The 21,553-nt window shown below is 42.4% G+C and carries 17 protein-coding genes; 3 read left to right on the top strand and 14 right to left on the bottom strand.

Annotation, left to right across the window (positions count from 1 at the left end; genetic code table 11):
- Positions 1-4: 4 nt before the first annotated feature.
- The 8 genes from IPZ60_RS03845 to IPZ60_RS03810 form a co-directional block, all read right to left on the bottom strand.
- Entirely contained in the window at positions 5-1,921 is a 1,917-nt protein-coding gene (locus tag IPZ60_RS03845; protein ID WP_194196541.1) for an IucA/IucC family siderophore biosynthesis protein, read from the bottom strand.
- A 115-nt stretch (positions 1,922-2,036) separates the two neighbouring features.
- Positions 2,037-3,521, bottom strand: a complete 1,485-nt coding sequence (locus IPZ60_RS03840; RefSeq protein ID WP_194196540.1) for an MFS transporter — start codon at positions 3,519-3,521, stop codon at positions 2,037-2,039.
- Complete coding sequence (locus IPZ60_RS03835) at positions 3,521-4,123, bottom strand: GNAT family N-acetyltransferase (protein WP_194196539.1); 603 nt, start codon at positions 4,121-4,123, stop codon at positions 3,521-3,523. The genes IPZ60_RS03840 and IPZ60_RS03835 overlap by 1 nt, the downstream gene beginning before the upstream one ends.
- A gap of 70 nt (positions 4,124-4,193) precedes the next feature.
- Entirely contained in the window at positions 4,194-5,588 is a 1,395-nt protein-coding gene (locus tag IPZ60_RS03830) for a lysine N(6)-hydroxylase/L-ornithine N(5)-oxygenase family protein (protein WP_194196538.1), read from the bottom strand.
- A gap of 103 nt (positions 5,589-5,691) precedes the next feature.
- Positions 5,692-7,521, bottom strand: coding sequence for an IucA/IucC family siderophore biosynthesis protein (locus IPZ60_RS03825; protein WP_194196537.1), 1,830 nt, complete (start codon positions 7,519-7,521; stop codon positions 5,692-5,694).
- A 1-nt stretch (position 7,522) separates the two neighbouring features.
- Positions 7,523-9,028 (bottom strand): aspartate aminotransferase family protein, encoded by a 1,506-nt coding sequence (locus IPZ60_RS03820; RefSeq protein WP_194196536.1) that lies wholly within the window; start codon positions 9,026-9,028, stop codon positions 7,523-7,525.
- A gap of 127 nt (positions 9,029-9,155) precedes the next feature.
- Positions 9,156-10,505 carry a diaminobutyrate--2-oxoglutarate transaminase family protein gene (locus IPZ60_RS03815; protein ID WP_194196535.1) on the bottom strand — a complete coding sequence of 450 codons (1,350 nt, stop codon included), beginning with the start codon at positions 10,503-10,505 and terminating at the stop codon, positions 9,156-9,158.
- A gap of 375 nt (positions 10,506-10,880) precedes the next feature.
- Positions 10,881-11,594: a hypothetical protein gene (locus IPZ60_RS03810; RefSeq protein ID WP_194196534.1), complete on the bottom strand. Its 714-nt coding sequence runs from the start codon at positions 11,592-11,594 to the stop codon at positions 10,881-10,883.
- A gap of 404 nt (positions 11,595-11,998) precedes the next feature.
- On the opposite strand from IPZ60_RS03810, the gene IPZ60_RS03805 reads away from it, so the two are divergent.
- Positions 11,999-13,120: a Fic family protein gene (locus IPZ60_RS03805; RefSeq protein ID WP_194196533.1), complete on the top strand. Its 1,122-nt coding sequence runs from the start codon at positions 11,999-12,001 to the stop codon at positions 13,118-13,120.
- Positions 13,121-13,212: 92 nt separating this feature from the next.
- Here the strand turns inward: IPZ60_RS03805 and IPZ60_RS03800 are convergent, their stop codons facing one another.
- The 3 genes from IPZ60_RS03800 to IPZ60_RS03790 form a co-directional block, all read right to left on the bottom strand.
- Entirely contained in the window at positions 13,213-13,584 is a 372-nt protein-coding gene (locus tag IPZ60_RS03800) for a hypothetical protein (protein WP_194196532.1), read from the bottom strand.
- 209 nt (positions 13,585-13,793) lie between these two features.
- The gene (locus IPZ60_RS03795; protein WP_194196531.1) at positions 13,794-14,243 is read right to left on the bottom strand and encodes a hypothetical protein; all 450 of its coding nucleotides are present in this window, start codon (positions 14,241-14,243) and stop codon (positions 13,794-13,796) included.
- A gap of 153 nt (positions 14,244-14,396) precedes the next feature.
- Complete coding sequence (locus tag IPZ60_RS03790) at positions 14,397-14,846, bottom strand: hypothetical protein (protein WP_194196530.1); 450 nt, start codon at positions 14,844-14,846, stop codon at positions 14,397-14,399.
- Positions 14,847-15,218: 372 nt separating this feature from the next.
- Between IPZ60_RS03790 and IPZ60_RS03785 the strand changes: the two genes are divergently transcribed.
- Both IPZ60_RS03785 and cueR read left to right on the top strand, forming a co-directional pair.
- Entirely contained in the window at positions 15,219-17,681 is a 2,463-nt protein-coding gene (locus IPZ60_RS03785; RefSeq protein WP_194196529.1) for a heavy metal translocating P-type ATPase, read from the top strand.
- A 127-nt stretch (positions 17,682-17,808) separates the two neighbouring features.
- Positions 17,809-18,201, top strand: a complete 393-nt coding sequence (gene cueR / locus IPZ60_RS03780; protein ID WP_194196528.1) for a Cu(I)-responsive transcriptional regulator — start codon at positions 17,809-17,811, stop codon at positions 18,199-18,201.
- A gap of 174 nt (positions 18,202-18,375) precedes the next feature.
- Here the strand turns inward: cueR and IPZ60_RS03775 are convergent, their stop codons facing one another.
- From IPZ60_RS03775 to IPZ60_RS03765, 3 genes are all read right to left on the bottom strand, one after another.
- Positions 18,376-19,560: a Shedu immune nuclease family protein gene (locus IPZ60_RS03775; protein ID WP_194196527.1), complete on the bottom strand. Its 1,185-nt coding sequence runs from the start codon at positions 19,558-19,560 to the stop codon at positions 18,376-18,378.
- Positions 19,561-19,863: 303 nt separating this feature from the next.
- Positions 19,864-20,289, bottom strand: a complete 426-nt coding sequence (locus IPZ60_RS03770; protein ID WP_227669213.1) for an acetyl-CoA carboxylase biotin carboxyl carrier protein subunit — start codon at positions 20,287-20,289, stop codon at positions 19,864-19,866.
- A 19-nt stretch (positions 20,290-20,308) separates the two neighbouring features.
- The gene (locus IPZ60_RS03765) at positions 20,309-21,496 is read right to left on the bottom strand and encodes an NRAMP family divalent metal transporter (protein ID WP_194196526.1); all 1,188 of its coding nucleotides are present in this window, start codon (positions 21,494-21,496) and stop codon (positions 20,309-20,311) included.
- Between the last annotated feature and the right edge of the window lie 57 nt (positions 21,497-21,553).

Below are 21,553 nucleotides of genomic sequence, written 5' to 3'. Positions count from 1 at the left end.
CGTCTTACCCCTGACTTTTAAACAATGGGTTATTGATGTATTTAATCGGGAATGCTTTGTCTCCGAATAATCGGCGCTTAGCCAATGACTCAATGCGCGTTTGTTCAGCGAATACATCAAACAAGTCGAACCGTACTTGATGCTCTGGATGAGAGGTTTGATAGTCAGTCACGCAGTCAGCAACCTGTTGCCAAAACGCCACTTCAGTATAGTTATGATGCGTCTGCATAAAAATCGCAATATCTGACAACGCCACAAAAAACAAGCAAGCAACCGTCATATCCCGAATGCCATCGGTATCTTCGGTCTCGATGAATGAGCCTCTATTTAAGGCTGCATGTGCAGGCGGCAAGCTATAAAAATCCGGACGCAAGTGTTGTTGGGTTAAGTGCGTGGGTGAATAGCGAACCCCGTCATGCAAATCTTTTAATAATATTTTTATGGGATAGCCATTTTCATGTACCAAGACGATGTTTTGCGCATGGCACTCTAATGCCACACCATAACCAAATAAGACATGTAATAAAGGAGTGACAGTGACCTTAATTAACTGCGCAATCCATGTCTCTACGCCATATTTATCAAGCCAAGGTGCTATCAGATGCGAGCCATCAGCATTGACATAGCTGACACCATTGAGCGGAAATGCGGTTTGCCCTTCTGATAGATACTGACTGACGTTTTCTCGCCAAATCGCAGCTAGCCCGCCATACATATTTGGATGCTGGTAGCCACGTGTGCGTAGCACCTCATGGTCTAAACTAACGCCAACGGTCTCACCTAAAAATGCAATGGGTAGTGCTTGAGCGGTCTTGTCATCTGCAATAAGTTTATTTAACCAAGTAGTGACAACAGCCGCATTCATCACGGTATGCTTTGCTAGTATTCGCGTGCTTGAGGTATTAATCAGGTGCATACTCAGCTTTAAGTAGGCTTTATTATTACTGGCGTCAGCATTACCAAGCATCGTCAGTGAGCGAATGGACTGCTGAGCACGATATTGATGACCTGCACTACCTAAGTAGATAACTTCTTGCGTGGCAATCAATGGTTGTAATGCTTGAATTAAGGTATTTTGCCATTGCCAAGGATGCGCAGGTATCAGACAATAATTATTAGCCGTACCTTCGTCTTGCTTATTTTCGATTGCAAGTACTTCTATGAGTTTGGCATTGAGTGCATCAAATTCATCAGCACCTACATAGCCTTTTACCCATTCATTTATATCGATGCCGGTAGTGGTATTGCTCGCCAGTAGCTCTTTTTTGACCGCCAACCACACCACGCCGATATTTTGCTCAAACTCTGGGCCATAGTCATAGTTATCTTGCAAATCAAAACCAATACGAGACTTAAAACACGGATGATAAGGATGCCCTGCCGTCAAATAGCCTTCGAGTTGCTCATAAGTGAGCGTATCAATAGGCACAGGTATATTAGAAGCCAGTATCTGAGCTTGTATTTCGTTCACTAAGGTATGGCGCAGCTCTTTGATAAAGCTGTCTTTGAGCTCTGCACCTTCAATATTGAGCAAGATATCACTGATTACATGCTCAAGAATGGCGTCTTGGGCAACACCATTAACCACTCGCTGCACATTCAAGTCATTTAAACGGATGATGTCAAAACTGTAATGAATATAACCTTGCGCGGTATAACGGACATCATCACTTGCTTGTATGACAAAATTCAGCAGCGTCTCGTTACCAGTACTTTCATGAGTGTTGCTAGCACTCTCAAATTTAAAATCAATGATATTTTCATATAACAATGCCTGTAGCAATTGCTTAATCACTCGTTGCTCAGCGCGTGCCATGATTTTAGAATCTACAGGCACTTGCCACGGTTTAGTCGCACAAGTGACGTCAGCACTATGATGGCTATTATTGTTTTTGGTAGAGTTTGCTAGATTATTGGTCATAGATATAAGCTTCCTGTCTAAAAATCGAATCGAATCAAATAAAAGTATAAATTCAAAGCGAATGATAATTATTTACGTTAATAAGTTAAAGTAAACCCCTATACGGGGTATTTATTTATGGGGATCGTGGTAATTTGCACGCTGAAGGAATCGTGAGCAATAAAAGCACCGCGATTACTACCAATATTTCTTGGATCGCGCTCGCCATACCTTGGCTACTGCCTGCTGCTAATAACTGCGCACCTCGACTGTCTATATAAATGGTGGACAGCGTGATAAATATGGTAGAGATGATGCGGCGACTGATATTATTAAGTGCGGCACCTTCAGTGACTGATTCTTTGGGTAAACTACTAAAACCAACCGTCGTGGTCGGCAGATACGCCAAACCTACCCCAATACCTCGCACACTCATAATTAGCATTAATAGCCAAAGCGTGGGCTGATACAAGCACCATGCCAGCATCAAGGTAGATAGAGCGCTAATCCCAATGCCCACGATGCCAATCCCTCTGGCACCTTGCTTATCTACCTTCTTGCCAGCGTAATGCGTGGTGATACTGGCCACGAGCGTCGCGACCATCAGGACAATGCCTGTCCATAACGCACTCTCACCCATCACATCTTGTATCAACACGGGTAATAACAAGAGACACAGCATCAAACCGACTGTTTGGCTAATGCTAATGATATTACTGTGCAAATAGGTTTTATTGTTAAACAAGCGCACGTTCAATAACGGGTGACGCTGACGACGCTCATATGCCCACCAAACCATCGCAGACAGTAAAAATCCGACAGACAATAAACCCAATGTGGCTATCTGTAATAAGCCGTCACTGCTGAGTAACCCACCAGTAAAATCTATTTTCAGCGTGCTCAGCCAAACCATCATAGCCAGCAGCCAAATGAGTAAACTGACAAACCCGATGGTATCGAAAGGGCTTCTTTTATCATGTGAGCGTATATCGGGTATTAGCCGCCATACCATCGCCATGACTGCCGCACTGAGTGGCAAGGTAATGGCAAACAGTGTCCACCACGCAAACTGCTCAACCAAATAAGCCCCTACCAAAGGGCCAAACGCCAACGACATCATAATAACAATGCCCCATAGCGCCATTACTCTGCCATGCTGCTGCTGCGGATAAATCTGATACAGCATACCAATAGATAGTGGAATAATCAGACCACCACTCAGCCCTTGTATGGCTCTGGCAATGATAACAAAGCTCATACTAGATGCCAGCATGCCAATGGCTGAGCCCAACATAAACCCAAAAATTGCCGCCAAATAAACATGTTTAAAAGGGAACTTTTTGTTTAAGTAGCCGCTTAGCATCAGCCCCACACTCATGGCCAATACATACGCATTTAGCACCCAGCCGCCCATCACAATGTCGACATCAAACACCGACATAAAGACAGGAATAGCCGGATTAAGCGCGCTATTGCTAAAGCTGACGACCGTACCGCCGAGTAGTAATGTCAGTAATACCTGCTGTACCTGTTTGCCGGTAAAGCTATTACCACTACTATTCGAGGCTTCGTTTGTAGGCGATTCATTAGTAGATGCCTTATTTATAGATGTGTTGCTCATTAAGCAGTGGCACCATAAAAACTGAGATAACCTCTAGATTCTAAAAACTCATCGCGATTGCAAAAATACAAGGCGGCGGTCTTTTCTGGCATCTCAATCAGACGTTGCACTCTATAGGCAAAGCTATCGGCCACCCACTGATATACCTCAACCTTGCTATCAGGCTCACCCACGATTTTTTTGGCCTCAGTATGCTCAAATATAAACTTGGTAATCATCATACCTGTTGGCTTTAGATAGCCCTTACCAACCACCGCTGGATCGCCAAGCAAAATATGCCAGCCCATGTCCGTCTCCTTGGCTTTGTAATAATGAGACAACCGATCACGAGCTGTTTCATAAATCTCTGTATAGCCAATCGGCTTATCGTCACAAATTATAAGGTAGAGACGCTGATGATCATCAGCCAGCATTTTTTCAAAGTGTGTTTTTAGCTGCGGCATTGGGAGATGTAGTTGCCACTGATCAACCACATGCTCAGCATGCATCCACTTATACAGCAATGGCATATCTTCTGGATAGTTGACAGGTCTCAATGCAAACGTCTTTTGATAAGCTTCAATACTAAAAGTGTCAGGTAGGTTCTGGGTGATGGTTGGCATGACTTCCTCCTAATTATTATTTTGTTAGATGATTAATATCGTTTCTGTTAAATATAAGTTTTATAAAACACTACGCGCCAAATTTTTGAAACACTTTTAAGGCCTCGGTATCGTAAGTCTGCTCACCTGTTAGCTGATTGATGATGCATCCTGCTCTATAAGCGCCTAGCCCCAAGTCTGGTGCGCCAACACCATGGGTATGCACCTCCTGGTTTTGTACGAAAATCTTGCCATCAGTCGCGATATCTTTTTGATGTGTCAGCACATATTTCAGCACATAGTCTCGATCAATGATTGGCTGCTCAAACTCATCATGTGCGATGCTAGGCAGTATCGTGTTTAAACACTCAGGCAGACCGTAACGATAGCCTGTACCAGCAATCACACAGTCATACTCAGCAGTAAACGGTTGATTCTGTTCACGCTGTCTACCTACCAGTTTTATAGTGTCTGTCGGCTCTGGCACTTCTAGCATTGTTGTCAGAGTTGCCTCAACAACTTCACAATTGGACAGCAACGTCGAATGCAGATCTTGATTAGTGATACTGCGCTCATAGAGACGATGATAAATACCCTTTATGGTCTCAAAGCCCATGCCTTTATAAAGCAGATCTTGCTTGGCAGTGACTTGTGGCTTGGTTGCTGAGTCTAAATGATAAAAGTAATCTGTATACGCAGGGCTAAAATGCTCTAAGCCTAATGGGGAGTACTCCATAGGGAAAAACCCTGCCGAGCGAGTCATCCAATCTAACTGAAACTTAGGATTGTCATCAGTGCTATCATCGCCATCAAACTGCTGATTGAATAAGGTTCGATATACCTCTGCTGAAGACTGCCCAGACCCCAACACCAACACTTTAGTCAGTTTTCCTTCAGCCTTGGTGCTATTCACATCAAGGCTACTAGCATTGAGGCTATCCAAGTCAAAATTATCTGCAAAATGGGCGGTGTGCATACAGCGGTTAGGTGCTTGTTTGGCAATGTCTTGCAACGATGGTGGTAGCATGGCCTGTGTGCCCGTTCCTATGACTAAGTTTTTAGCATGATAGGTGTTTTGGATGCCCTGTTCACAGACGGTCACAACAAATCCATCATTACTGTCGTTAAACGCCACGTCGATCACTGCCGCATCAAAATTCAGACTATCTAGCTGCTCTGCTACCCATTGGCAATAGTGGTTATACTCTTTACGATAAATTTTAAACTCTTCTAAAAAGTAAAACTTAAGCAATCGCTGCTGAGTATGCAAATAATTCAAAAAAGAATATGGACTGGTTGGGTCTATCATCGTCACCAAGTCTGCCATAAAAGGCACTTGCAGTGTGGTGCTCGGCAATATCATGCCTTTATGCCAATTAAACTCAGCCTTTTGCTCAAAAAACTTGGCGGTTACGTCGGTCTTTGTCAGTAATGCCGCCAAACTTAAATTAAACGGCCCTATGCCAATCCCAATAATATCTAACACGGTCGCCCCTTAGTGATTTGGTAGTTACGTTAATTCTGGTGTTCGTCTCTATCGAACCCTAATTTCTATTGTGTGCTTATCTTTGCCGTCACAATATGATTTGCTACATCACCATGGGGTTTGGGATATCGACATAAATAGACTGGGTCTCAACAGGTGCGGTCAGCTCATCGAGCGCATAGAGTCTGGTGAGTAGATTGCCCTTGAACGGCAATGTAGGGCTACGTAATAGCAAGTCAAATAATGAACGATGCGGGTATTGTTGCTCTAATGCCATTAAACACTCTTTAAACGTCGTGATTAATGCATCCTCACTTACAAGTTGAGTACGAGCAATGGCAGTGATTAAGCCAAATATACTGTTACCAACTAAATAATAGGCAAATCTTGAGTCGGCAAAGTCTTCTGGAATGACGCACTCTCCTTCGCTAATAAGCTCGGGGTAAGCATCAATGAGCGGCGTGGCATACTCAGCAATATAACCAAACCCTTGATTATCTCTGGCCCAAAACTTAGTAGGATAGCCATCTTTTAGCTCGATGAGACTGTTCTGCTGATGTACCTCAAACCCAATACCATGCTGATAATACATATGAACCAGCGGTATAAAACCAACTTGTAAATAAGTGTCAAACCACTGGACAGCCACCTGTTCTAAAGGCTCATCTGTCTGTTTATGGATAGACTTAAACAATGTCTCTAAACGGTTGGTGAGACGGGTTGGATGGTCTTGGCTTAAGCTGGCAAGATTGGTGACTTGCGTATCCTCTGTAAAAGGATTGTCACGTAAGATACAGATGGTTTCATCAATGATTTTTCCATCAATACGTAAGGCGATCCAAGCAGGGTCATTCAATACGGCAATCGTAGGATACTGAGTTTTGAGCTGAGTACCATAGTCGCTACGCCATATTCGGCAGGCATGCATACCGCGTTTGCATTCTTTGGGCAGGTTAATCCGCACAGAATTGGTAATCGCCACAGACAACGACAGTTTAAACATCCAAGGCGCATCAAAGGCAGACAGTGTGCGTACTGATGTCGTTGGATGCAGATACCAACCAAGATCACCCAAATCAAACAATTGGCCTTGTTCTAGCAGCTTTTGATACCACGGCTGCTGCTGCAAAAACCTTGCTTGCCAAGGGTGCAATGGCAACAGCTTATAGTCGGGATGCTCATCCACAAGTTGCTGCTGATAGCCACTCATATCAGCTTGTAGCTTTGATTTGAGCGCTGTGGTAATACTCTCGCCATCTACGAATTCTTCCGTAATACAGCTGGGGTGCACTAGCCAATAATGCAACTGGGTTTTGCTACTGGTCTCGGGCGCATACCTCGCCCACTCGGCACCATAAAAGCCGGCACGGCCTTTGGGTGTAGGATGCATGGCATGACCGTAAATAAGGTTTTGTTCGGTTTGAATAAAATCTTGCTGATAGTCAACGATGTCATCAATCTCATCATTGCGGTGCTCTAAGATAGTCTGTAGCCCTTCATAACTCTCAATCCAGCGCTTTAATACGCCATTGGCATCTAGCGTCGCTTTGTCTTTATAACGATGCACAATGTCTTCAATAATCAAAGACGCTAGACTCATAGCAGATGATTTTATCCATCGGCTGTTTTGCAAAGGGTCGTCCAGTTGCGTGTCTAATTTTGATTCTGATCGTATGCTTACCTGCTTATTCAATATAAGCGGCGTGCCCGCCAAACGATGTTGACCCAATTGGCTCACTCTGTCGACAGGTACGACCATTACCGTGTTCGAAGGCAATAGCATTAGCACTAATAGAGGCTTGTTTTGTGAGGCCTGCTTCTGTATATCATCCTGCTGCTCTACGGCAATAATATCGCCGTGCCCAGTCTCAAAACAGTAAGCATTGATTAGATTTTGTAGTGTGAGACGATCAAGCGTTTTATGCTGCATCATGTTATTTTTTCCCATCAACGTTCAGGTTGTCAGAATTGAGTCGGTTAAAACCAGCAATAGCCATCTGCTCAATGATGTCTGCAATATCATTGATTTGGGTATTGGGATTTAGAATGGTGAATTTAAGGCAAAGGCGCTGCTCAAACTGGGTGGTGGCCACATTGGCAATATTATTGACCAATAATGCTTGAGCAATGTGACGATTAAGCTGTGCGAGTTGCTCATCAGATAGAGTGGTATCTTTGGGTGTAAAGTAAAATAAAACACTGCTGATAATAGGCTCATGTACCAGTACAAAATTTTCATTTGCATCAATCAGCTGTGCCGCTTGCTTAGCAGTATCCAAACAATTATCAATCAAGGCTGCATAGTCATCCGTTCCCAGTAAGTCCAGCGCCATCCACAGTTTTAAGGCATCGAATCGGCGTGTGGTCTGTAAAGAGTACGTCACCAAGTTTGGGATATTGTCTTGTTCGTCATCAGCAGAGTTTAGATATTCGCTATGATGGCGAATACTCTCGAAATTTCGATTGTCTCGTAAGAGAAAAGCACCACAGCTAATCGGTAAGAAGAAATGTTTGTGAAAATCTAAGGTGATAGAGTCAGCCTGATTCAGACCCTCAATCAAGTGTTGATAGCGCTGTGATAATAGCAATGCCCCGCCCCATGCTGCATCGACATGTAGCCATATCTGTGAATCACGACAGATCTTGCCTATAGTCATTAGAGGATCAATAGCACCCAAGTCGGTGGTGCCAGCCGTTGCGATGATGGCCATCACATTGTCAGCACCCAGCTTATCTATCTGATGTTGTAAGTCAGACATCAGCATGGCGCCTGATGCATCGGTCGCTACTTTAATGACAGATTTTTGACCTAAACCTAGTAGCGCGGCGTTTTTTTCGATAGAAAAGTGCGCTTGGTCTGAGCACAGGATTTTGCCAACAGACTGACCCATCAGGCCATCCTTTTGCACATCAACGCCCTTAGCCTTATAGAATCGATTGCGTGCCAGCAGTAAACCCATTAGATTACTTTGCGTACCACCACTGGTAAAGACGCCACCAGCGTTATGGACTGTCTGTTCATCAAAGAGGGCACCAGAGATGTCATCGAACCCACAACGTTGACACAGCCAATGGATTAAGTCTTTTTCGATATAAGTCGCTGCTGGGCTTTGATTCCACGAGTCCATACTTTGGTTGGTGGCCGCGATAATCATCTCAGCAATCTGACCGATGACTAGTGTGGGCGGATGCAAGTGGGCTAAGCAATTCGCATTGGCCGTCGACACACAACTGGGTAAAAACTTACTTTGAATATCAGCGAGTATCGTGTCGATGTCTCGGCCTTGCTCACGGATGCTAAAGGCATTGGTCGCTTGCACTTGTTGCGGCGTGCCGCCCAAATACACGTTATTGTCGTCTAGCCACTGTTTTATGACAGCGCTGGTTTTTTGCATATGCGTGACATATTGCTCACTGCTTTGCTGGTTTAATAAATGCAAAATGTCCTCACTTGTTTATTCTACGATGGTATAAATCGCAAATAAGTGACTTATTATTAGAGTCGTTATTAGAGTCGTTATCAGAGTTTTTTATAAATGTGTGAATCATGCTAAAGCGCTGGCAAGACTATTGATTGTCTTCTAGCGCCATATCAAGCCTCTGCAAGACTTGCTGCAGCTCATCTTTGGTTATATTAAGGGGTGGTAATAGTCGGAGTACTGTGCCACCGCGCCCGCCTTTTTCAATCACCAATCCATGTTTAAAACACGCTTGTTGAATTTTGGCAGCCACATCACTGTCTGCTGGATAGCTACCGTCATTTTGTTTAGGTAAGCTGGGATTGACGATTTCTATGCCAATCATGAGACCACGCCCTCTGACTTGACCTATTTTCGGATAGCGCTGTTGGCGTAGCTTTAACTGCGCCATAAACCACGTGCCTATTTCTAAAACATAATCAGCAACGTCGTTGTCTTTTAAATAATTGAGAGTGGCAAGGCCAGTCGCCATGGCTAATTGGTTGCCTCTAAACGTGCCAGAATGATTGCCCGCCTGCCATACATCGTATTGTTTTTTGATACCCAATACCGCAAGTGGCAGACCACCACCGATTGCTTTTGACATCACAATCATATCGGGATCAATATCAGCGTATTGATAGGCGAACCAACGTCCTGTGCGGCAAAACCCTGTTTGCACTTCATCGATGATCAGCATAATGCCAAGCTCTTTTGTCACTCGGCGCACATGCTTCAGCCACTCTATTGGCGCAGGGTTGACACCGCCTTCTCCTTGTATGACTTCTAAAATGACCGCGGCCGGTTTTACCACACCGCTCTCTACATCTTTTAAGAAATTTTCAAAATAGCGCATATGGGCGTGGATACTTTGCTCAAAAGGCAAGCCAAACGCGCAGCGGTACATATTGGGATAAGGCAAGAATTGCACCGAGCTCATCAGACCTTCGATACCTTGTTTAGGTGCCAAGTTTCCCGTAACAGCCAGCGCGCCATGTGTCATGCCATGATAGCCACCGCTGAAGCTTACAACACCTGAACGACCCGTGACTTGTTTGGCCAATTTAATAGCCGCTTCTACCGCATCAGCACCCGTCGGGCCACAAAACTGCAAGCAATACTCATCGCTATTGGTAGCGAGCAGTTTGTACATGAACTCGCTGAATTTATCTTTTAACGGGGTGGTAATGTCCAATGTATGCATCGGTAAATTACTGTCTAATAGCGCTTTAATGCTTTCTATGACTACGGGATGGTTGTGCCCAAGTGCCAGCGTGCCAGCACCTGATAGGCAGTCGATATACTCATTACCTTCAACATCGGTAATCCACGCCCCTTTAGCAGATTGAATCGCAAAGGGTAGCTTACGTGGATAACTACGAACCTTTGATTCAAATTGTTCTTGACGGTGTAAGTAGCATTCGTTATCAAGTGGTTTGTCTAAAAGGATCGTGTCCATAGCTTCAGCCTTATTATTGTCAGTCGTCTTGGATAAACATTCAAAAGTAAGTGTTGATGTTTACTTCTTAAAATACTACTTATTGATATTGAATAATAATGTAAATGATAATCATTATTATTAATGAGGCGTAGTATCTACCTCTGATTATTTTCTGTCAACCCCTACTTATTGGTTTTTTCGATATGTTAGGGTGTGTTCTCATTCCAAAAATAGAGACAAAAATAAAATAAATGGCCGTCAAACGAGGGGAAATTAGCGCGAATGTTGAATTGATAAACGAAAAAAGAGCACAGAATATCTTCTGTGCTCTTTTATTATATCTGCCTGCTATCTAATGCCTACTAACTACTAACGGATGCAGTAGTCTAACTATTAAACCCAACCATCTTCCAATAGATGCTCAGTATTACTGACTTTGAAACCGTTGCATAAATCATAAAATGTCATCGGATCCTCAATATTTTCGAGCAACTCTCGTTTATGCAGCGCCACAAATAACGCTAACGCATACGCCGCACTATGGATGGATTTTTTAGGATTAAAAGTAATATCAGTGAACCCTTGATATTGAATCACTTCCTCATGTAGCTGAGGGTTTTGCTTTAGAGCATTCACGTACAGCCAGTCATAAAACGTCGTCAATGGCTCTACGCCCCACTCCATACCAAAATAATTATAGCCAATGAGCTCACCTGATGTCGTGAGTCGCTCATCTTTGCGGGCTTGTCTTGGCGCTACTGTTAGCAAATCAAGATAAGGACCACCATCTTCAAATATCATGCTGGCTTGAAAGGCATTTTCGACACTGTATGGATTGCCATCATGCTCATCTGTAATCTGTAAGCTGAACGGGCTTAGCGGAAAACTTAGTTTATTGCCAGACTTGCTAGAGAGCTCGAGTACTTGCTTAAATCCATACTTTTTGCGAATGACTTGTTGTAGGTCATTGATGGACTTTTTCTTTTGTCTGCTCGCAAATCCCACATGCCGCTCAAACATAACCATGTCTGTTTTTACCAAATTGTCACTGTTGACTTTGGGCATGAATACGGGTCTTTGTTCTATCGTGTTTGGTGCGTCTTCCATAGTGATGTGCCTTAATATCAATGGTCTTATATAAAGTGTTCATTCATAATTAGTCTAGCAAAAATGCTTATGACAGCTGACTCTGTCACTGCTATCAACGTTCTTTATTATTGGGGTTTTGCTTTCTAGTAATGAGATATCGCTGCTCAATCTGAAATGCGCTGAACCGAGTCAACGCTCGCGGAGGCAGTTTATCTTATTCTTAGTCATTTATCCTACCCTATTTCAAGGTTATTGATAACCTTACTGAGTTTTTTGCATCAATGCTTTGCATGGTGTAAACATAAGCAGTGTATTTGACCTATATTCGTCTTACTTTATCCTAAATGCATTGAATAACCGTGATAATCTCCGCATAATATGCATTGAATAGCATTATTAATCACCGCATCTATGAGAAAGTTATGAAATATGTAACATACAACCATGAGCGATCAGATTGGACACAGTGGCACTGGTCAGATAAACAGTTGCTGCCATTGGTTAGCCGTGTGCGTATATTACAAGGCCATCTGCTCGGGCAGCTATCGACACTAGGGTTTGAGTTAAACGTTGAAGCACAGTTGGATGCGGTGACGCTTGAAGTGGTTAAAACGTCTGAGATTGAAGGTGAAACGCTGAATAATGAGCAGGTACGCTCCTCTGTCGCGCGTCACTTGGGTATAGATACTAGTGACATGCCAGCCGCGACGCGTGAGATTGATGCGATCGTTGAGATGATGCTTGCCGCTACCTATGGCTATCAATCGCCGCTGACTCTGACTGATTTGCTGGGATGGCATCACGCTTTGTTTCCAACAGGATATAGCGGTCTATATCGTATTAACACAGGAGAAATCCGTGATGACAGAAAAGGCCCTATGCAAGTGGTATCTGGCGGCTATGGGCGCGAACAGATTCATTTTGTAGCGCCAAGTGCTGAGAGGCTGCCTATAGAGTTAGAGCGTTTCTTGTTATGGTTCAATACAGCAGCAGATGAGCAAGACAATTTAGATCTGGTAATCAAAGCAGGTATCGCTCATTTGTGGTTTGTCACCTTGCACCCTTTCGATGATGGCAATGGCCGCTTAACTCGTGCCATCACTGAGCGGGTGCTAGCGCAAAGTGATAATAGTCAGCAGCGTTTCTATAGTATGTCGGCTCAGATACTCCAGCAGCGCAATGACTATTATAAAATACTAGAGCGCACACAAAAAGGCGACTCGGATGTGACTGAGTGGCTAACTTGGTTTCTACAGACGCTAGAGCAAGCACTGCTATCTGCTCAGACCACAACCAATAAGATTATCAGCAAAGCAAAGTTTTGGCAGACACACCGTCAACAAGCTCTAAACACAAGACAAGTAGCTATGCTTAATACCTTACTAACGAGTTTTTATGGCAAACTGACCACCAAAAAATGGGCAACGATAACCAAGTGCTCGGCTGATACGGCATTAAGAGACATTAATGACTTGGTAGAAAAAGGCATGTTAAAAAAATCTGATGCCTCAGGACGTAGTACGAGTTATGAGGTGATGCTATGAATTTAGAATATTAATAAATAATTATCTAAGGACGCTTCACAATTTGAGAAACGTTCAATTAAGGATTGTTTAGAGTATTAGTGCTCGCGCCATCACTCAAGAAGGCGACAATCTTCATTCAATGGTGGCCAAGTGAATTCTTTATCATCACAGTGCAGTAAGATAGTATCGTTAGTGATTTCATTTATTGTGCCATTTAAATCCTGTAGGCGTATTTTCAAAGAAGTCAGACTACAGTGGGCATTTTGGTAGCTCTCCGCCTCTAGGCTAGCTAACGTTTGCTCTACATACTTATTGATACTATCAATCATCTCGTTGGCATCTTCTTGCCATTCAAAACTGTAATCTGCATCAAGAGAATCTAGATCATCAATTTTTTTTAGATTAATTAAGGCATCCATGAGTTTGCGTAGATTATTAAAGTCTAGGCTCGATATTGTGGTCTGCTTCTTAATGTTTTGCATAGAGAAAACCCCCATGGTTATTAGGATTTTTTAAGTGATTCCATGTTAACAGTCTGCTTTAAGTAGTCTGTTAATAGGTTTGAAGGGTGAAATAGCTGGTTCCGCTGGGGTATAGTCAAAGTTTCTTGCTATATATTTTGATGAGTTGAACCCAAAATATATGCTTTGATATTGACATAATCAATTAGACAGTGCGGTTAATTTTTAGCTTAACTTGTGACTTTTTCAAGACGTATAGTCTTTAATTCTATTTTTTTGCATTCAAAAACTATTTCTGTATCACCTAATAAAAATAGTGAATGTATGATATTACTATCAGGCGTTACGTCTACTTCATGTACCATTATTGTGATTGGTAATATACAACAATTGATATTAACATTCACAATATCGGAATAGATGATTTCTATTAAATCTTTGCCTTGTCTTTGCTCGATCTTCAACGAAATCCTATCATTTTCTAAATCATAATAAATCGTCTTGATTATGCCCTTATTAAGCGTCTTCTCTCTATTATCTATTCCGTTTAAATCACTTGATAAAATCGGGCTCAAATCCTCCCTACGTTTAAGGATCTTAGGAACTACTTCATGATAGTAATACGTAAAATCCCAAGTATGCTCTCCATAAGAATTTACAAAGTGTTTGATATATTTCATTATAACTATCCTTACATCTGACCCATGTCGTTAATCTCGTAGAAGTTGACTTGGAAAATTTTCATAATATAGTTTGATGCCTGTATAGCGCACCAAACCAGTGAAAGCACATGATTGTTTCGCCATAAGTACACCTCACTTACAGATAGATTATTAAGAAATCGAAATTTCTTGGCATTCATTGAGAAAATCCTCTAAAAATAATTTAAAAGCACTTGCCCTAACGGAAAAATCCAAACCAAAGTCATATCCTGTAATTTTACCGTTTGTATAAACTCCAACAGGCACTCTTAGCTTGATAAACAACAAGTAGTCATTTGATTTAAAGATATCCATAGTAAAGAACATATCAATAGGATAGATAGAAAAGACTAGTTCATCCTCATCTTCAAACTGATCTAAATTATCCAGCTTTGTAAGTTGTTTTTTCAGATAAGTTATATTCTCATATGACATATATCTATTTACTTCATTAACATTTTTAAAATCCAAGCATATCAGCTCTGCTTTTACTTCCAAGCTGCACATTACGCCAAACTCATTATAAGAAACTGGTGCAAGCTGAATGGATATGTTTTTATCATAATTGACTAAGCTACTCATTTTTATTGCTCTTGAAAATGAATTACGGTGACTACTAGTGTAGTACCTATCAGGCTACCTGCTAAATTATTTAATACAAGTAGCAGTAATGCGATTCAACATCGAAAAGCTCACTACATTTACACAGCCAAGTATTCAAATCTTCACTAGGGAACCGCCCTTGTTTCCATGAGATAAGTTATCGGCAATACCTTTCTTTGTTATCTACCACTCCTCTCATTTTAACCTTCCGCACCTTTACTTCATCATCACAACACGGTTCAGGAGTAATGTTTTGAAAGTATTATAGAAATACGCTTGACCTTACCATGATGTCAACCTATATGCTGTCACTATAGATTAAAAATAGAATTAAAAACGACAGAGGTTGTTATGAAAACAAAAAATACTAAAGCCCCTATTTATCATAAAGTGCTGAGCATTGAAGGCATGAGTTGCGCCTCTTGTGTTGGGCGTATCGAAAAACAATTGAAAAATATTGAACACGTTGAAAATGCCGAGGTAAATCTTGCCACTGAACAGGCGACTGTTTATTCATCGCAGCCCTTAGATGTTGCCCAGTTAAACAAAGCGGTAGAGCGCGCAGGTTATAAGGTGACTGAAACCAAGCCTATCGAGCTATCTATAGAAGGCATGAGCTGTGCCTCTTGCGTTGGACGAGTAGAAAAATCCTTGGCCAAAGTCGCTGGCGTGCAACAAGCTACGGTAAACCTTGCGACTGAACGCGCTTGGATTAAAGGCGATGCTCAAATACAAACAAGTGAATTGATTGATGCCGTTAAAAAAGCGGGCTACGAGGCCAAACTGGTAGAACAAGATCAAAGTGATCGACAAGATAAAAAAGCCTCAGAGCAAAATCAGCTTAAACGAGATTTAGGGCTTTCTGCACTGTTGTCACTGCCCGTATTCATTCTCGCAATGGGCTCGCATATGATTCCCGCCTTTCATATGTGGGTGGTGAATAACCTCGGCACTCAACAAAGTTGGCTGATACAGTTTGTTTTGACCACATTGGTACTACTCTTTCCAGGCCGACGCTTTTATCAAAAAGGCGTGCCAGCCTTATTGCGTTTTGCGCCAGATATGAATTCGCTAGTGGCGATTGGTACCATCGCAGCATATGGCTTTTCTCTCATAGCGACCTTTATCCCGCAAGCGTTACCTGAAGGCACGGTGCACGTTTATTACGAAGCCGCTGCCATGATTGTAAGCTTGATTTTATTAGGTCGTTATTTTGAAGCAAAGGCTAAAGGTCGTACTTCTCAAGCCATTCAGCATTTAGTAGGCATGCAGGCAAAGACGGCCCGTGTACAACAAGATGGCAAAGTCATTGAAGTCCCTGTAGAAGACGTCACCGCACAAATGATAGTTGAGATTCGTCCAGGCGAGCGTGTGCCTATCGATGGCGAAGTCGTCGACGGTCACAGTTATATTGATGAATCTATGATTACGGGTGAACCTGTCCCTGTGAAAAAACAAGCAGGCGATCAAGTGGTCGGTGGTACTATCAATCAAAACGGCACTGTGAATATTCGAGCAACGGCCATTGGTGAAGATTCTGTATTGGCACAAATCATTCGTATGGTAGAACAAGCCCAAGGCTCTAAATTACCGATTCAAGCATTGGTGGATAAAGTCACCATGTGGTTTGTACCAGCGGTGATGTTTTTATCAGCATTGACCTTTATAGTTTGGTTAATTTTTGGCCCTGACCCTGCCTTGACCTTCGGCTTAATCAATGCGGTTGCCGTGCTCATTGTGGCTTGCCCTTGTGCAATGGGATTGGCCACTCCCACCTCTATTATGGTCGGTACGGGTCGTGGTGCAGAGTTAGGTGTGCTATTCCGTAAAGGTGAAGCGCTACAAATGCTTCAGGATGTGAGCGTGGTTGCCGTTGATAAAACAGGCACATTGACTGAAGGCAAACCTACGTTAACGGATTTCCAAGTCCAACAAGGGTTTGAGAAAGAACAGGTCTTACGTGTGGTGGCATCGGTTGAAGCAAAGTCTGAGCATCCCATTGGCTTAGCTATTGTTCAAGCTGCAGAACAACAGAATATTCAGCTGCTACCTATCGCTGACTTTGAAGCGATGACAGGTTTGGGCATTCAAGCAAACGTGGCAGGACAAGTGATTCACATTGGGGCGGATCGTTATATGCAACAATTGGGGCTTGATGTCGCGCCTTTTGCACAAGATGCGCTACGTTTGGGTCAAGAAGGTAAAACCCCACTCTATGTATCGATTGATCAGCAATTGGCCGCTATCATTGCCGTTGCCGACCCTATTAAAGAGACGACTCATGCCGCCATCGCCGCACTACATCAGTTGGGCTTAAAAGTAGCCATGATTACAGGCGATAATCGCCATACCGCCCAAGCGATTGCCGCAACATTAAATATCGATCAGGTAGTGGCAGAAGTATTACCCGAAGGAAAAGTGGATGCAATACGCCAGTTGCAAGAGCAATATGGCCGAGTGGCATTTGTTGGTGATGGTATCAATGATGCCCCTGCATTGGCTCAATCCGATGTTGGATTGGCCATTGGTACAGGCACAGATGTGGCGATTGAGGCGGCTGAAGTGGTGCTAATGTCAGGTAGTCTGCAAGGCGTGCCTACCGCGATTGCATTGAGCAAAGCCACTATCAGTAATATCAGACAAAATCTGGCTTGGGCATTTATTTATAATGTCGCCTTGATTCCGATTGCCGCAGGTGTCTTGTATCCCGCCTTTGGTATCCTGCTCTCACCTATTTTTGCGGCAGGCGCCATGGCACTGTCTTCTGTTTTCGTACTGGGTAATGCATTACGCCTCAAGTACTTTAGAGCATAGTCAGCGAACTACTAAACCGCTACAGAGTGAATGTAGAATCGTAAAGGATATCCATATAGGGTTTAAATACACAGGTTATTTAAACCCTTTTGTTATTTAAGTCCCTTTTTAAGTTAGGATGATAAATATGAATATTGGTCAAGCATCAAAGCAATCAGGCATCTCTACCAAAATGATTCGCTACTATGAGCAGATTGGCTTGCTAGAAACCGTAAATCGCTCGAACTCAGGTTATCGCTTGTATTCTAAAGACGATATAGACGACTTATGCTTTTTAAAACATTCTCGTGACTTGGGGTTCTCATCCAAGCAAATGAAAGAGTTACTATATCTGCGCAAAAATGCCAGCCGTCAGAGCGCGGATGTTAAGCAGTTGACACAAGAGCATATCGAAACGTTAAACCAAAAAATCACTCAATTGCAGGAGATGGTCAATTCGCTACAGAATTCTTTTGATAACTGTGCAGGCGATGATAATGCAGATTGCGCTATCCTAGAGGATCTTGGGCAAGCCAAATAGAGCTTTTAACGAGCACTTCTCCATGAAAACGTTCTCGGTTATGTTATTTTCTCACATCATTAAAAGAGAAGTGAGTATGCATACTGTTCAAGTATTGACGGTCAGCTTAATGCCCGAAGCGGACGTTAGCACTGGCATCAACTGCGTAGTAAGCTGTCAAACTGTACGCCCTTGTTATGTATTTTTTGGTAACTCTTGATGAACTATATAATATGCTCTCTCATATAACTCATCATAAGTGAGTATTTCAACATTTCTTGAATCTCTTCGGTACAACTCAAATGTTTTCATTTTGATTTCATAATCTCTAGGATTTCCAGAAACCTCATCCTTCCGGCCTATAATTAGAATCGCTTTAGGATCACTTGTTTTTTGATGAATAGGGAAACCCTGATGATCATAATTTGTAACCGGAGACTTTATTTCCCAAGCTGCTTTCTGAGCCAATATTTGTGACACTGCATGAACTAGATATTGAGATAGTCTCCAGCTATGCGACCTGTTCTTTCCTAGTTCAAATAGCAAGGTGTCAGGTCTTTTAAGCTCAACAAGCACTGTAAAATCAGTACTTCCCATAAGAAAGTCACTATTTACTGTATTTTTCCCATCTACATCAACACCAGATACAGCAGCCTCTTTCTGTAAAATAGAAAGAAACCTATAATCGAGACCATAACCGAATATCCAAGTGTTTTCTGTGAAGAATCCTTGCCATTGAGCCTCATTCCAATCTTTGTCGATATATAGCTTCTGATGAAAAAGCCTTAGTCCATCCTTTCTTCCGGTTAGGATATCCAAATCCTGTTTAGTAAGTGAACTGTCACGCATTTTTTCGAGAAAGTTAATGCGATGTTCACCATCAAGGTGCAAAAATGAATCTAATAGTTCTTTATCTTCTTTATTAACTAGAATTTTATCTCTAAGGTTAGATAGGCTTTGCTTGAAGTTATTTGTATTAGATAAGTCGATAAATCTTACAAGATTAAGAAACTCTAATAGCTCATGGAATTCGTTGTCATAAAAGCTGAAGCTTGTTTCTTTCGTTGGGTTCCCTGTATCTCCTCTAAACTTCTGAAGAACGAAACCGAGACGATTATTGTCATTTTCATGAACAATAACTTTAATCTGATCTCTCCCAGTTGGTGAACTTCTGAGAATAAATTCACCTTTCACACGAACAATTTCGCTTGACTCAGACTCACCAAATACTTTACGGATTACCCGTCGACTGTTTTGCTCTCCCGTTACACTGTTTTTAGATTCAACAAGCTTTGATACGTAAATTGTGTCAGGTCCGCTTTTTTCGCGAAGCTTGTAATAATAAATCTCACCATCTTCCTTGGTATAAAAAGATTCCAAACTTAAACCCCTCTCGAATATTGATCATGTGTAACAGCGTATTGAACATTATTTTGGGGCATAATAGCACCTCAAAACGGCGTATATTACATAACCCAATAATTACCTTTGTAAACAAGTAATTAAATACGTATTTAACACCTTATTAAACCACGATTTCCGTAAAAAATTCAGTTTTCACAGAGTTAGCGATAAAATATTGCGCAAGCGATGATAATACTCAGCACATAAAAAACCCTTTAAGCGACAGATGACGCTTAAAGGGTTTATATTTTGATTTAACCAAAACCACGTTGACGGTCTTTAACGACGGGCTAACTCAAAAATAGGCTGTCCGTATTCAACGTTCTGGCCACTTTCAACCAAGACAGCCGTGACAACACCTTCTTTATTGCTAATTACTGGCTGCAAACGGGTCAATTCATCAATGAAGCAAATGGTCTGACCTTTTTGAATATGGTCGCCTTCTTTGATCAAGTTGTCTGTTGCATCGTCTTCACTTAAGTAGACCTGCCCTACGTAAGTGGCACCTACTTGCAAGACATCACTACCAGTCTGCTCAGTCTCATGAGTAGGCGTGGCTTCTATAGGATTAGCGCTAACATTATTCTGCGCACCTAGATTATTAACCACCGTAATAGACTGCCCATTGTCTGCAATCGTGACTTCATGCAGCTGACTGCTTTCAACCAGTTTGACCACACGTGCTATTTGCTCTATATCCATCATACATTCCTTAAATTAGTGTTTAGCTCATGCCAAGGTATTTAGCAATGGTCATGACGCTCAAAATACTCATGACGATGGCGATGATCCAGCCAAATACGGCAATCCAAATAGGATGCTTATAATTGCCAACGATATTTTTTCTATAGGCGGCAATCAAAATGATGACCATAGCGATAGGTAATACCAAACCATTTAACGTACCGACCAATACCAATACTTGGGCCGGTTTACCGATAGTGGCAAACACCATTGTTGAGATCACAATGAAACCAATAATGAAGTAGCGTTTGTGCTTTTCAATAAATGGATGGAAGTTGGTCATAAAAGACACAGAGGTATAAGCAGCACCAATCACCGAGGTCACAGAAGCCGCCCAAATCACCATACCAAAAATAACTTTACCCGCATTTCCTAAAATGTACTGAAACGGTGACATGGCTGGGTTGGCGGGATCCAATGCAAAGCCTTGAGATACCACGCCTAATACTGCAAGGAATAAAAACACGCGAATCACAGAGGCAATCAAAATGCCAGAGACCGAGCTTCTGGTCACTGATTTTAAATTCTCTTCTCCGCTGACGCCTGCTTCTAATAAGCGATGCGCACCTGAGAAAGTAATATAACCGCCAACCGTACCGCCGACTAGCGTCACGATAGCCACTGCATCGATTTTGTCAGGCATGATGGTTTTGCTGACGGCTTCTGCTAATGGCGGATCAGATTTAAAGACCACATAAATGACCAATACAATCAGGATAAAGCCCATTAACTGAGCGAACTTATCCATCATGGGCCCCGTTTCTCGGCCTAGAAATATGGCTACGGCAATCACACCACTGATCAGAGCGCCTGTGATAGGCGACATGTTGAACATGGACTGCATACCAAGCCCTGCACCGCCAATATTACCAATATTGAAAGCCAGACCACCCGCAATGATTAAGAAAGCGAGCAAGTAACCGACACCAGGAAACACCAAGTTGGCGATTTCCTGTGCACGTTTTTTAGAGACAGCAACTACTCGCCAAACGTTAAGCTGGACGCCGATGTCCATAACAATAGATATTAAGATAACGAAACCGAAACTTGCCATGAGGCTTTCGGTGAATGTGGCAGTTTGGGTCAAAAATCCTGGCCCTACGGCTGATGTGGCCATCAGAAAGGCCGCGCCTAAAATGGCGGTATTGTGTTTTTTTAGGGTACTCATAAACATCCTTGTGCTGTATGGGATTATTTAATCAAATGATTAGGAGGCGGATATTTA

The organism is Psychrobacter sp. NG25 (genome assembly GCF_015234355.1).
Taxonomy (GTDB): domain Bacteria; phylum Pseudomonadota; class Gammaproteobacteria; order Pseudomonadales; family Moraxellaceae; genus Psychrobacter.
The sequence above is the reverse complement of the archived record's forward strand: the minus strand, read 5'-3'. Positions and strand labels throughout refer to the sequence as shown.